A 13,581-nucleotide genomic window follows, 5' to 3' on the forward strand; every position below is an offset into this window, starting at 1 on the left:
AGGCTTTCACCGGGCGGGGCTTTTTATTGGCTTCAGGAATTACACGAGTGGTTTAGGCTCGTGCTCTTTTTCCTGGGCTTCTTCGCGCTGTTCAACCGCGTCCTGAACGGAGCGTGGTGCTTCAGCGATCACCGCTTCAACCGATGCTTCTTCCGCGACCGGGGCAGGGGCTGCCTCGATCACTTCAGCCGCAGCGGCTGGTTCGGCAGCCACTGGCGCTGCAGCGGCAGCCAGTTCGGCTTCCTTCTGCAGGCGCTCGGCTTCACGCTTGCGACGACGCACTTCACGCGGGTCGTTTGGCGCACGGCCGTTTGGCGTCAGGGCGCTGACCGGAGCCGGAGCTTCAACCGCCGGGGCTGGCGCTTCGACTGCGGCTGGTGCTTCTTCAGCCTGAGCTTTTGCAACTGGTGCTTCGACAGCTGGTGCTTCAACCACTGGCTCTGGAGCCGGTTCGGCCGCTACAACTACTGGCTCGGAAACCATGGCCTGCGGTACTTCGGCTTCAGCGACTGGCGCTGGAGCTTCGGTGACGGCTGGCTCGGCAACCCAGTTGAACGCAGTCTGCTCTTCGCGAACTTCACGCACGGTTCTGGTCACGTTTTCGCTGACGGTTTCTACAGCTGGCTCAGTGATGGCCGCTGGTGCTTCGACGACAGCTTCCGGTTCGGCAGCCGCTTCAACCTGAGGCTGAGCTTCGCGGACCGGAGCGACTTCGATTTCCGGTGCAGCAGTCACTTCCACTGGAGTGGTGGCTTCGACAACCGGCGCTTCGACTGGAGCAGTTTCCAGTGTGGCGGCAGTGGCGCGTTCAGCCTGCTCGTGAGCTTCGGCTTCTGCCGGAGCGCTGATGGTGCTGCTGGCTACGGCGGCGGTGACGGCCAGGCCAGCGGCCAGATCGGCAGTGCTTGGCTCGCCAGCGTTTTCAGCGGACTCGGATTCTTCCGAACCTTCGATCACATTGCCGTTGGCATCACGTTGACGCTCGCGACGGTTGCTGCGACGACGCTGGCCACGGGAGCGACGACGTGGACGATCGCCTTCGGCGTTGTCCTGACCGTCTTCCGGCAGTTGCTCTTCGTTGTTGCTGTTCACTTCTTCTTCAGCAACGGCAGCAGCGGCCTGCTCGGCACGCGGTTGACGCTCTTCACGCGGCGGACGCGGGGCGCGTTCTTCGCGTGGCTGACGGGCCGGACGCTCTTCAGCGGTCACGGCAGCAACAGCAGCGGCTGCGGCTGGCACGGCGTCCAGTGGCTCGCGCAGTTCACGTACGCGTTCTTCACGCTCGCCACGCGGCTTGCGATCTTCACGCGGTGCACGCGGTGCACGTTCTTCACGCGGGGCACGTGGTGCGCGCTCTTCGCGGGCTACCGGCGCTTCGCTGCGGGTTTCACGCGGCTCGCGGGCTTCACGTGGCTGGCGCTCTTCGCGCGGCTCGCGTGGTGCGCGCTCTTCACGTGGAGCACGTTCTTCGCGCGGCTTGCGTTCTTCATCGCGGCGACCGTTGCGGTTGCGGCTCTGCTGACGACCGTTGCGGCGCTCTTCGTTGCGGGCAGGACGCTCGGTGGCAGCCGGTTTCGCAACAGCGACCGGTGCGGCTGGCTCTTCCTTGGTGGCGAACAGGCTGACCAGCGACTTCACCAGGCCCTTGAACAGGCTTGGCTCAGGTGCGGCAACCGGTGCCGGAGCAGGTGCGGCAGGTGCAACTTCAGTTGGCACCGGTGCGTTGGCACGGGCCGGCGCAGTTTTCACTGCAGCTTCCTGGCGAACCAGAGTGCGGGTCGCAGCGGCTGGCTGGACTTCTTCGACTTCGGCAGCGGCGGCAGCGATTTCGTAGCTGGACTGGTTGGTCGCGGCTTCCGGGCTGTCGTCACGCAGGCGCTGAACTTCGAAGTGCGGCGTCTCGAGGTGATCGTTCGGCAGAATGACGATACGGGCACGGGTGCGCAGTTCGATCTTGGTGATCGAGTTGCGTTTTTCGTTGAGCAGGAACGCAGCGACCGGGATCGGCACTTGCGCGCGAACTTCGGCGGTGCGGTCTTTCAGGGCTTCTTCTTCGATCAGGCGCAGGATGGCCAGCGACAGCGATTCAACGTCACGGATGATGCCGGTGCCGTTGCAACGCGGGCAGACGATGCCGCTGCTTTCGCCCAGCGATGGACGCAGGCGCTGACGGGACATTTCCAGCAGGCCGAAACGCGAGATGCGACCGATCTGCACGCGGGCGCGGTCAGCTTCCAGGCATTCGCGGACTTTCTCTTCCACGGCGCGCTGGTTCTTGGCCGGGGTCATATCGATGAAGTCGATGACGATCAGGCCGCCGATGTCGCGCAGGCGCAACTGACGGGCGATTTCTTCGGCGGCTTCAAGGTTGGTCTGCAGGGCGGTTTCTTCGATGTCGCTGCCTTTGGTGGCGCGCGCCGAGTTGATGTCGATGGACACCAGGGCTTCGGTCGGATCGATCACAATGGAGCCGCCGGAAGGCAGTTCGACGACGCGCTGGAATGCGGTCTCGATCTGGCTTTCGATCTGGAAACGGTTGAACAGCGGCACGCTGTCTTCGTACAGCTTGATCTTGCTGGCGTACTGCGGCATCACCTGGCGGATGAAGGTCAGGGCTTCGTCCTGGGCTTCAACGCTGTCGATCAGCACTTCGCCGATGTCCTGGCGCAGGTAATCGCGGATAGCGCGGATGATCACGTTGCTTTCCTGGTAGATCAGGAATGGCGCGGAGCGATCCAGCGAGGCTTCTTTGATGGCGGTCCACAGTTGCAGCAGGTAGTCGAGGTCCCACTGCATTTCTTCGCTGCTGCGGCCCAGGCCGGCAGTGCGCACGATCAGACCCATGTCGGCCGGAGCAACCAGACCGTTCAGCGCTTCACGCAGTTCGTTGCGTTCTTCGCCTTCGATGCGACGGGAGATGCCGCCGGCACGCGGGTTGTTCGGCATCAGTACGAGGTAACGACCGGCCAGGCTGATGAAGGTGGTCAGGGCGGCGCCCTTGTTCCCACGTTCTTCTTTCTCGACCTGAACGATGACTTCCTGGCCTTCGCTCAGGACGTCCTTGATGTTGACGCGGCCTTCGGGGGCTTTCTTGAAGTATTCGCGGGAGATTTCTTTGAGGGGCAGGAAGCCGTGGCGCTCGGAGCCGAAATCGACAAAGGCAGCCTCAAGGCTTGGTTCGATGCGAGTGATACGGCCTTTATAGATGTTGGCCTTCTTCTGCTCGCGTGCACCGGATTCGATGTCCAGGTCGTAGAGGCGTTGGCCATCTACCAGTGCAACACGCAACTCTTCGGGTTGAGTTGCGTTAATCAGCATTCTTTTCATGTAGTACCGTCGGTTTCCGGGCTGCCGGAAACGGCGTTCGGCACACACGACTTCTCACGGTCGGTGTCAGGTGCGTCGGGAGTGGTTGGCCATTCCCGTGTCCAGCGATGTGCGGCCAATTGGGCCGATACCGCGACGTACGCGTCCTGCTTGCTGTGGCTACTTAAGCACTCAGTCAGGAGGAGGAATCAACCAGCGGCTGTGGACGAGATGAAGCGTCTTGATCAAAGCTTGTTGCTACACAGTCCGGCGGTTGTGCATCTCCACCCTACACGTATCCCTGATAATTCGGGTGCTGCCGCGCGCAGAATCCGCAGCGGGTTGGCATTTACCGTGAGCTCCGAAAGGGGAGGTCACGCATCATGGCTAATTCAGGCGATGTTTCCGAAGCAATCGCTCGGGGTCATTCGCAGTCGACTGCACTTTGTGAACTGGCCTCGAATGTCGCCTGCCTGGCGAGTCAGAACTCTGCCCGGCGGTGTAATTCAGGCCTCATGTCACCTGCGCTCGTTACAACCGCAAACTCCACCGTTACGTAGCGAAAGCCCCGTAGGACGGCCTCGCGCCCTGGTGAATTGCGTTGGTCAGGGCCGGTCTTTGACCGTGGTTCCGCTGTCCAGGCCGCTTTTGGCGGCGTTCGCGACTATAGCAGCAATGATTAAGTGCTTCAATTCCATAAAAATTGTTATCATCCGCGGCATGACAACTACTGCCCCTTCGACTCCAGGCGTTCAACTGCTTGAAGTCTCGCCGGAGTATGCCGGCCAACGAATCGACAACTTTCTCCTCGCCCGGCTCAAAGGCGTGCCCAAGACCTTGATTTACCGCATTTTGCGCAAAGGCGAAGTGCGCGTGAACAAAGGTCGGATCAAGCCCGAATACAAGCTGCAGGCCGGCGACATCGTGCGCGTGCCGCCGGTTCGCGTGCCTGAGCGCGACGAACCGGTGCCGCTGGCCCAGGGGCTGTTGCAGCGCCTGGAAGCCTCGATTGTCTTCGAAGACAAGGCCCTGATCGTCATCAACAAGCCCGCCGGCATTGCGGTTCATGGCGGCAGCGGGCTGAATTTCGGCGTGATCGAAGCCTTTCGTCAGTTGCGTCCCGACGCCAAGGAACTGGAGCTGGTTCACCGTCTCGACCGTGACACCTCCGGCCTGCTGATGATCGCCAAAAAACGCAGCATGTTGCGCCACCTGCACGAGCAGTTGCGCGGCGATGGCGTAGACAAGCGCTACATGGCGCTGGTCCGTGGCAACTGGGCAACCTCGATCAAGCAGGTTCGCGCACCGTTGCTCAAGAGCAATCTGCGTTCCGGCGAGCGCATGGTCGAAGTCAATGACGAGGGCAAAGAAGCCCTGACGCTGTTCAAGGTGCTGCGCCGCTTCGGTGATTTTGCCACCATGGTCGAAGCTAAACCGGTTACCGGTCGTACCCACCAGATTCGCGTGCACACCTTGCATGCTGGCCATTGCATTGCCGGTGACAGTAAGTATGGCGACGAGGATTTCACCAAGGAAATCCGCGATCTGGGCGGTAAGCGTCTGTTCCTGCACGCTTACATGCTGACGGTGCCGCTGCCCGACGGCGGCAAGCTGAATCTGCAAGCGCCCGTCGATGAAATGTGGGCCAAGACCGTGGAGCGATTGAGTGCGCCCATCTGATTACAAGCTGCTGATTTTCGACTGGGACGGCACCCTCGCCGATTCCATCCATCGGATCGTCGAGGCCATGCACTCCGCGTCCGGGCGTTCCGGTTTCGAGCTGCGCGATGACTTCGCTGTCAAAGGCATCATCGGTCTCGGCTTGCCGGAGGCGATTCGCACGCTGTACCCGGAAATCAGTGACGCAGAAATGCTCGCGTTTCGTGAGTATTACGCCGATCACTACATCGCTGCCGAAGCCGTGCCGTCGCCGCTGTTCGAAGGCGTGGTCGAGTCGATGGAGTCGTTTCGCGAGCAGGGTTATCACCTGGCGGTAGCGACGGGCAAGAACCGTCGCGGACTGGATCGGGTGCTCAAGGCCAATGGCTGGGAAGATTATTTCGATATCACCCGCGCCGCCGATGAAACTGCCAGCAAGCCGCACCCTCTGATGCTTGAGCAGATTGTCAGCCACTGCGGCGTACGTCCGGAGCAGGCGTTGATGGTCGGTGATTCGTCGTTCGATCTGCTGATGGCACGCAACGCGGGGATGGATTCGGTGGCGGTCAGTTACGGCGCGCAATCGATCGAGTCCCTGCAACAGTTCGAGCCGCGCCTGTCGATCGACCGTTTTTCTGAATTGCACGCTTGGCTGGGTCAGCAGGCTTAATACGTTTTTGCTGGGGTAGATGGCATGACCGACGAATGGAAAGCACCGGCCAAGGCAAGTGCCGACGACGGTGACGCGAAAAGCTGGAAGCTGTTGGAAAAGACTTTGCTGGCCGGCGTGCAGGAACAACGCCGTTCGCGGCGCTGGGGGATTTTCTTCAAGCTGCTGACGTTTGTTTATCTGTTTGTTGCGCTGCTGCTGTTCACGCCGCTGATGGACATGGAAAAAACCGCCACCCGCGGCCCGAACTACACGGCGTTGATCGAGATCGACGGTGTAATCGCCGACAAGGAGCCGGCCAGCGCCGACAATATCGTTGGCAGCCTGCGTGCGGCGTTCGAAGACAAAAAGGTCAAGGGCGTGGTCCTGCGCATCAATAGCCCGGGCGGCAGTCCGGTGCAGTCTGGCTATGTCTATGACGAGATCAAGCGTCTGCGTGGGTTGCATCCGGAGATCAAGCTCTACGCAGTGATTTCGGATCTTGGTGCTTCGGGCGCCTATTACATCGCCAGCGCGGCGGATCAGATCTATGCCGACAAGGCCAGTCTGGTCGGCTCGATCGGTGTGACGGCGGCGGGTTACGGTTTCGTCGGCACCATGGAAAAACTCGGGGTTGAGCGCCGCACCTATACCTCGGGCGAGCACAAGGCATTCCTGGATCCGTTCCAGCCGCAAAAGCCTGAAGAAACCGCATTCTGGCAAAGCGTGCTGGACACCACGCACAAGCAGTTCATCAACAGCGTCAAGCAGGGCCGTGGCGATCGTCTGAAGGACAAAGAGCATCCGGAGCTGTTTTCCGGGCTGGTCTGGTCGGGTGAGCAGGCGCTGCCGCTAGGCCTGATCGATGGCTTGGGCAATGCCAGTTCGGTGGCGCGTGATGTGATTGGCGAGAAGGAGCTGGTGGACTTCACCGTGCAGGAATCGCCGTTCGATCGCTTCTCGAAAAAGCTCGGCGCCAGCGTGGCCGAGCAGTTGGCGATGTGGATGGGTTTCCACGGGCCTTCGTTGCGGTAATTGTTTCAAGGTCAGAAGATCGCAGGTCAACGGCAGCTCTTGCACAATCGGTGTCGGAGCTGCCGAAGGCTGCGATCTTTTGCTTTTAAGGGATTTGCACACCCTCGACCAACAACATATCGATCAGGCGAATCAGCGGCAGGCCGATCAGGCTGGTGGCATCCGGGCCTTCGGTCGATTGAAACAGGCTTACGCCGAGTCCCTCGGCCTTGAAGCTGCCGGCGCAGTCGTACGGCTGCTCGATGCGCAGATAGCGCTCGATGCGTGCCTGATCCAGCTGGCGCATGTGCACGGTAAACGGCACGCAGTCGACCTGGCATTGCCCGGTCTGGCTGTTGAGCAGCGCCAGGCCGGTCAGGAAGGTCACGCTCGCGCCGCTCGCCGCCATCAATTGCTCGCGAGCCTTCTCGAAGGTGTGCGGCTTGCCGATGATCTGTTCGCCGAGGACGGCAACCTGATCCGAGCCAATGATCAGATGAGCAGGGTGGCTGTCCGCCAGGGCGGGGCTTTTTCCTCAGCGAGGCGTTTGACCAGATCGATCGCGGATTCGCCCGGGCGGTGGCTTTCGTCGATGTCCGGCGAGCTGCAGACGAACGGCAGGTGCAGGCGGGCGAGCAATTCACGGCGATAAGTCGAGCTTGAAGCGAGTAATAAAGGCAGCATGGACGTCTCCTGAGGCAGGTGCGGATTCTAGCGGAGGCGCGCAAGTGACGGACAGGGCACAATTTCCTTTGACATGGGTGGGTGCATCCCTATAATGCTGCGCCTATGTTGAATGACCCGATTCCACCTCACGTTGACCCGCGCAAATTGGCTGACCGTGGCACCACCCTTCAAGGTGAACTGCTGCTGGCCGATTTGAAGAGACTCTGCGACCCGCTTTCCGACGATGTCGGTACGGTGCAGGCCAAATTCGTTTTTGAACGAGATGAACGTAAGTCTGTGGTCATCCACAGCTTTATCGACACCGAAGTCAAAATGGTTTGCCAGCGTTGTCTTGAGCTGGTCACCCTGCCGATCCACAGCGAATGCAGTTACGCGGTGGTGAAGGAGGGTGCGAATACCCAGTCGTTGCCGAAAGGTTATGACGTGCTGGAACTGGGCGAAGATCCATTGGATCTGCAGTCACTGATCGAGGAGGAGCTTCTGCTCGCCTTGCCCATTGTGCCTGCTCATCATCCGGAAGAATGCCAGCAGCCGGCGGGAGCAGATGAGCCCGAACCGAGCGAGGACGAGGTAACGCGGTCCAACCCGTTCAGTGTATTGGCGCAGTTAAAGCGTGACCCAAACGTTTAGGAGTTAATCAATTATGGCTGTTCAGCAGAACAAAAAATCCCGCTCTGCCCGTGACATGCGCCGTTCGCACGACGCTCTCGAGGCTAGCACCCTGTCTGTAGAAAAAACCACTGGTGAAGTTCACCTGCGTCACCACGTATCGCCAGAAGGCGTTTACCGTGGCCGTAAAGTGATCGACAAGGGCGCTGACGAGTAATCACTTGTCTGCTCAAGTCATCGCGATTGACGCAATGGGCGGGGACTTCGGTCCCCGCAGCATTGTTCAGGCCAGTCTCGCTTGCCTGTCTGCTACACCCTCGCTGCACCTGACCCTCGTCGGTCAACCCTCCCTTCTTGAAGAACTGATCCACGGCCAGTCGGCTGCCGATCGCGCGCGCCTGACGATTGTCGCGGCGAGCGAAGTCATCACCATGGACGAAAAACCCGCCCAAGCCCTGCGTGGCAAGCCGGATTCGTCGATGCGTGTAGCCCTTGAACTGCTGCGCGATGGCAAGGTGCAGGCCTGTGTCAGCGCCGGCAATACCGGTGCGTTGATGGCCTTGTCACGATTCGTGCTGAAGACATTGCCCGGCATTGATCGTCCGGCCATGGTCGCGGCGATTCCGACGCAGACCGGTTATTGCCAGCTGCTCGATCTGGGTGCCAACGTCGATTGCAGTGCCGAGCACCTGTTGCAGTTTGCGGTGATGGGCTCGGTCGCTGCACAGACCCTGGGTATCGCCCGTCCGCGTGTGGCACTGCTGAATATCGGCACCGAAGACATCAAGGGTAATCAGCAGGTCAAACTGGCCGCCACGCTGTTGCAGGCTGCGCGCGGGATCAACTACATCGGTTTTATCGAAGGCGACGGCTTGTATCGCGGTGAGGCCGATGTGGTGGTGTGTGACGGCTTCGTCGGCAACATCCTGCTCAAGTCCAGCGAAGGTCTGGCGACGATGATTGCTGCGCGGATCGAGGCTTTGTTCAAGAAAAACTTCGCTTCGCGCGCTGTCGGCGCTCTCGCGCTGCCGTTGATGAAGCGTCTGCAGGCCGACCTGGCCCCGGCGCGGCATAATGGCGCAAGCTTTCTCGGCTTGCAGGGCATCGTCGTGAAAAGCCACGGATCGGCCGGGGTACAGGGCTTTCAGAGTGCCATTCAACGGGCGCTGATCGAGATTCAAGAGAACCTCCCCGAGCGTCTCCACGGTCGTCTGGAGGAGCTGTTGTCTTAGGCGTTTTCGTCGGACAATGCTTAAATGTGACCGCCCGGTTCAAAGGGCCATCCAAACTGTCAGTTTCTGGCGTCCCCAACAGGGCGTTATTTTCCGACGACAAGATCATTAGGGGCTTGTTACATGTCTGCTTCCCTCGCATTCGTCTTTCCAGGACAGGGTTCGCAGTCCCTCGGCATGCTGGCCGAGCTGGGCGCGCAACATCCGCTGATCCTCGAAACCTTTCAAGAAGCCTCTGCTGCGCTGGGCTACGACCTGTGGGCACTGACCCAACAGGGTCCGGAAGAGCTGCTCAATCAAACCGACAAAACCCAACCAGTCATTCTGACCGCTTCGATCGCCCTGTGGCGTCTGTGGCTGGCCGAAGGCGGCGCGCGTCCGGCGTTTGTCGCCGGCCACAGCCTGGGTGAATACAGCGCGCTGGTTGCCGCCGGCAGCCTGACCCTGGCTGACGCGGTCAAGCTCGTCGAGCGCCGTGGCCAGTTGATGCAGGAAGCGGTGCCGGCCGGGCAAGGCGGCATGGCCGCGATCCTCGGCCTGGAAGATGCCGACGTGCTGGCTGCCTGCGCCGAAGCGGCGCAAGGCGAAGTCGTCAGCGCAGTGAATTTCAACTCGCCGGGCCAAGTGGTGATCGCCGGTGCCAAGGCGGCCGTCGAGCGCGCCATCGAGGGTTGCAAGGCCCGTGGTGCCAAGCGCGCCATGCCATTGCCGGTGAGCGTGCCGTCGCACTGCGAGCTGATGCGTCCGGCTGCCGAGCGTTTCGCCGAATCCATCGCCGCCATCGACTGGCAGGCGCCGCAGATCCCGGTGGTGCAGAACGTCAGCGCACAAGTGCCAGCCGATCTGGAAACCCTCAAGCGCGATCTGCTCGAACAGCTCTACAAGCCAGTGCGCTGGGTTGAATCGGTGCAGACTTTGGCCGCCAAGGGCGCGACCAATCTGGTTGAATGCGGCCCGGGCAAAGTCCTCGCTGGCCTGAACAAACGTTGCGCCGAAGGCGTTTCGACTTCCAATCTCAATATCCCAGACGCCTTCGCTGCCGCTCGCGCAGCGCAGGCCTGAATCAGGAGAAACTTGCATGAGTCTGCAAGGTAAAGTTGCACTGGTTACCGGTGCAAGCCGCGGCATCGGCCAGGCCATCGCGCTGGAACTGGGTCGTCAGGGCGCCATCGTTGTCGGCACCGCGACCTCCGCGTCGGGCGCCGAGCGCATTGCCGCGACCCTGAAGGAAAACGGTATTCAGGGCGCCGGTTTCGAACTCAATGTCACCAGCGACGAATCGGTCAGCGCCGTGCTGGCAGGCATTCAGGAGCAGTTCGGTGCGCCGGTGGCGATTCTGGTCAATAATGCCGGTATCACCCGCGATAACCTGATGATGCGCATGAAAGACGACGAGTGGTACGACGTGATCGATACCAACTTGAACAGTCTGTATCGCCTGTCCAAGGGCGTTTTGCGTGGCATGACCAAGGCGCGCTGGGGTCGAATTATCAGTATTGGCTCGGTAGTGGGTGCCATGGGCAACGCCGGCCAAGTAAACTATGCAGCCGCCAAGGCCGGTCTGGAAGGTTTCAGCCGGGCGATGGCGCGTGAAGTCGGTTCGCGTTCGATTACGGTCAACTCGGTAACCCCAGGGTTCATCGACACCGATATGACCCGCGAGCTGCCTGAAGCACAGCGTGAAGCCTTGCAGACGCAGATTCCGCTGGGTCGTCTGGGGCAAGCTCAAGAGATCGCGTCCGTGGTCGCTTTTCTTGCATCCGACGGTGCGGCATACGTTACCGGGGCTACAATCCCGGTGAACGGTGGGATGTACATGTAAGTAAAATGTGACGGATTGCTTCAAAAAAATGTCATACGAGCTGTCTAAAATCCGTTATAAAGCTGCAATCTATTTATAGGCAGAGGGCCGCAGGGTTTGAGGAGTGAAGCTTTCAGTTGAAAAACTGAAAAGGCTTTCTATACACTTACCCACTGGCCAGCTGCCTGAATTTGTCCATTAGGAGTGAAAACAAGGTATGAGCACCATCGAAGAGCGCGTCAAGAAAATCGTTGCCGAGCAACTGGGTGTTAAAGAAGAAGAAGTGGTCAACACCGCTTCCTTCGTAGAAGACCTGGGTGCCGACTCCCTTGACACCGTTGAGCTGGTGATGGCTCTGGAAGAGGAATTCGAGACCGAAATCCCTGACGAAGAAGCTGAAAAGATCACTACTGTACAAGCTGCAATCGACTACGTTACCAGCCACCAGGCGTAATAGTTTGTAATCGTTGCTTGCTGTCATGGAAAAACCGCACTGCCATCATGGCGTGCGGTTTTTTCTTTAGGCCTGATGCAAAGTCGTCATTTGAAAAAGGAGAGTGCTGTGTCGCGTAGACGCGTCGTAGTCACCGGTATGGGTATGTTGTCGCCACTGGGCACGGATGTGCCGAGCAGTTGGCAGGGCATTCTGGCTGGCCGCAGTGGCATTGGTCTGATCGAACACACCGACCTTTCTGCCTATTCGACCCGCTTCGGCGGTTCGGTCAAGGGCTTCAATGTCGAGGAATACCTGTCGGTCAAGGAAGCGCGCAAGCTCGACCTGTTCATTCAGTATGGCCTCGCCGCAGGCTTTCAAGCCGTGCGCAACGCCGGTCTGGAAGTCACCGATGCCAACCGTGAACGCATTGGCGTGGCCATGGGTTCGGGTATCGGCGGTCTGACCAACATCGAAGAAACCAGCCGCACCCTGCACGAGACCGGTCCGCGACGGATCTCGCCGTTCTTTGTGCCTGGCTCGATCATCAATATGATTTCCGGCTTCCTGTCGATCCATCTCGGCGCACAGGGACCCAACTACGCCATCGCCACCGCGTGCACCACCGGTACGCACTGCATCGGCATGGCCGCGCGCAACATCATGTACGACGAAGCCGACGTGATGATTGCCGGCGGCGCGGAAATGGCTGCCTGCGGTCTGGGCATGGGCGGCTTCGGCGCGTCCCGTGCGCTGTCGACCCGCAACGACGAGCCGACCCGTGCCAGCCGTCCATGGGACAAGGGCCGTGACGGCTTTGTCCTGTCCGACGGCGCCGGTGCGCTGGTCCTTGAAGAGCTGGAGCACGCCAAGGCCCGTGGCGCGACGATCTACGCCGAGCTGATCGGTTTCGGCACCAGTGGCGATGCGTTCCACATGACCTCGCCACCCGCCGATGGCGCCGGTGCCGCGCGCTGCATCACCAATGCCCTGCGTGACGCGAAGATCAATGTCGATCAAGTGCAGTACATCAACGCCCACGGCACCTCGACCCCCGCCGGCGACCTTGCCGAAGCCAATGCGATCAAGTCGGTGTTCGGCGATCACGCCTACAAGCTGGCCGTCAGCTCGACCAAGTCGATGACCGGCCACCTGTTGGGTGCGGCGGGCGCGGTCGAAGCGATTTTCAGCGTGCTGGCGATCAACAGCCAGGTGGCACCGCCGACCATCAACCTTGATGAACCGGACGAAGGCTGCGATCTCGATTTCGTTGCGCACACCGCGCGTAACATGGACATCGATGTCGTGCTGTCCAACTCCTTCGGTTTTGGCGGCACCAACGGCACTCTGGCGTTTCGCCGGTTCGCCGGCTGATGGACAGCTGGGTCGACGGTCAACCGGCTGACGTGCTGTCGCTGAAAGATCGCGGCCTGGCTTACGGCGATGGTCTGTTCGAGACCATTGCCGTGCGCAGTGGTCAGCCCGTCCTGCTGGATCGGCACCTGACGCGCCTGGCTGATGGCTGCGCGCGTCTGGCCATTGCGACCGATCTCGAGCTGGTTCGCCATGAGCTGCTCGGCTATGCCGCTGCGATGGGCGAGGGCGTGCTCAAGCTTATCCTCACTCGGGGTGACGGCTTGCGTGGTTATGCGCCCGATCCTGCGGCGCAGGGCCGACGCATCCTGCAAGGCAATCCGCCGGCAGCGTATCCCGCTGCCCATGCCGAGCACGGCATCCGCCTGTTTCCCTGCAACACGCGTTTATCTACGCAGCCGTTGTTGGCCGGGCTCAAACATCTGAATCGACTGGAACAGGTGCTCGCCCGCGCCGAATGGCAGGACAGCGAGCATGCCGAAGGCTTGATGCTCGATCAGGCCGGGCGCGTCGTCGAAGGTGTGTACAGCAATATTTTCCTGGTGCGCGACGGTGGCTTGATCACGCCCGACTTGAAGCGCTGCGGCGTCGCTGGGGTGATGCGCGCGGAAATATTGTTTCAGGCCGAGTCGCTGGCCATCCCCACGCAAATCGCCGATATCAGCCTCGAACAGCTGCAATGGGCTGATGAAGTGTTTGTCTGCAACAGCGTTTATGGCGTCTGGCCGGTACGCGCCTGTGCTGCACTGAGCTGGCCGGTTGGCCCGCTCACCCGTAAACTGCAAACCATTGCCCGCGCGCTACTGGATGCTTGATT

General features: G+C 60.5%; 12 protein-coding genes and 1 pseudogene. 11 read left to right on the plus strand and 2 right to left on the minus strand.

Annotation, left to right across the window (positions count from 1 at the left end):
- Positions 1–39: 39 nt before the first annotated feature.
- Positions 40–3,327: a ribonuclease E gene (gene rne, locus AB4N48_RS05210; RefSeq protein WP_460094909.1), complete on the minus strand. Its 3,288-nt coding sequence runs from the start codon at positions 3,325–3,327 to the stop codon at positions 40–42.
- Positions 3,328–4,026: 699 nt separating this feature from the next.
- Between rne and rluC the strand changes: the two genes are divergently transcribed.
- The 3 genes from rluC to sppA are packed head-to-tail and all read left to right on the plus strand — an operon-like array spanning position 4,027 to position 6,649.
- Positions 4,027–4,986 (plus strand): 23S rRNA pseudouridine(955/2504/2580) synthase RluC, encoded by a 960-nt coding sequence (gene rluC / locus AB4N48_RS05215; RefSeq protein ID WP_016770994.1) that lies wholly within the window; start codon positions 4,027–4,029, stop codon positions 4,984–4,986.
- Entirely contained in the window at positions 4,973–5,635 is a 663-nt protein-coding gene (locus AB4N48_RS05220) for an HAD-IA family hydrolase (RefSeq protein WP_252868089.1), read from the plus strand. Before rluC ends, AB4N48_RS05220 begins: the two co-directional genes overlap by 14 nt.
- A 24-nt stretch (positions 5,636–5,659) precedes the next feature.
- Positions 5,660–6,649 carry a signal peptide peptidase SppA gene (sppA, locus tag AB4N48_RS05225; RefSeq protein WP_056788236.1) on the plus strand — a complete coding sequence of 330 codons (990 nt, stop codon included), beginning with the start codon at positions 5,660–5,662 and terminating at the stop codon, positions 6,647–6,649.
- An 85-nt stretch (positions 6,650–6,734) separates the two neighbouring features.
- Here sppA and AB4N48_RS05230 read toward each other — a convergent pair.
- A pseudogene (locus AB4N48_RS05230) lies at positions 6,735–7,312 on the minus strand (Maf family protein).
- A gap of 105 nt (positions 7,313–7,417) precedes the next feature.
- On the opposite strand from AB4N48_RS05230, the gene AB4N48_RS05235 reads away from it, so the two are divergent.
- The 8 genes from AB4N48_RS05235 to pabC all read left to right on the plus strand — a co-directional run bounded on the left by AB4N48_RS05235 (position 7,418) and on the right by pabC (position 13,579).
- Complete coding sequence (locus tag AB4N48_RS05235) at positions 7,418–7,945, plus strand: YceD family protein (RefSeq protein ID WP_003204262.1); 528 nt, start codon at positions 7,418–7,420, stop codon at positions 7,943–7,945.
- 13 nt (positions 7,946–7,958) lie between these two features.
- Entirely contained in the window at positions 7,959–8,141 is a 183-nt protein-coding gene (gene rpmF, locus AB4N48_RS05240) for a 50S ribosomal protein L32 (RefSeq protein ID WP_003179396.1), read from the plus strand.
- 4 nt (positions 8,142–8,145) lie between these two features.
- Positions 8,146–9,156 (plus strand): phosphate acyltransferase PlsX, encoded by a 1,011-nt coding sequence (gene plsX, locus AB4N48_RS05245; RefSeq protein WP_081932528.1) that lies wholly within the window; start codon positions 8,146–8,148, stop codon positions 9,154–9,156.
- Positions 9,157–9,279: 123 nt separating this feature from the next.
- Positions 9,280–10,218 (plus strand): ACP S-malonyltransferase, encoded by a 939-nt coding sequence (gene fabD, locus AB4N48_RS05250; RefSeq protein WP_315436003.1) that lies wholly within the window; start codon positions 9,280–9,282, stop codon positions 10,216–10,218.
- Positions 10,219–10,234: 16 nt separating this feature from the next.
- Positions 10,235–10,978 (plus strand): 3-oxoacyl-ACP reductase FabG, encoded by a 744-nt coding sequence (fabG, locus tag AB4N48_RS05255; RefSeq protein WP_016770989.1) that lies wholly within the window; start codon positions 10,235–10,237, stop codon positions 10,976–10,978.
- A 196-nt stretch (positions 10,979–11,174) separates the two neighbouring features.
- Positions 11,175–11,411, plus strand: coding sequence for an acyl carrier protein (acpP, locus tag AB4N48_RS05260; protein ID WP_003175607.1), 237 nt, complete (start codon positions 11,175–11,177; stop codon positions 11,409–11,411).
- 108 nt (positions 11,412–11,519) lie between these two features.
- Complete coding sequence (fabF, locus tag AB4N48_RS05265) at positions 11,520–12,764, plus strand: beta-ketoacyl-ACP synthase II (RefSeq protein ID WP_038860467.1); 1,245 nt, start codon at positions 11,520–11,522, stop codon at positions 12,762–12,764.
- Positions 12,764–13,579, plus strand: a complete 816-nt coding sequence (pabC, locus tag AB4N48_RS05270; protein WP_095181623.1) for an aminodeoxychorismate lyase — start codon at positions 12,764–12,766, stop codon at positions 13,577–13,579. The genes fabF and pabC overlap by 1 nt, the downstream gene beginning before the upstream one ends.
- Positions 13,580–13,581 lie beyond the last annotated feature (2 nt).

The organism is Pseudomonas sp. S2_C11 (genome assembly GCF_054668395.1).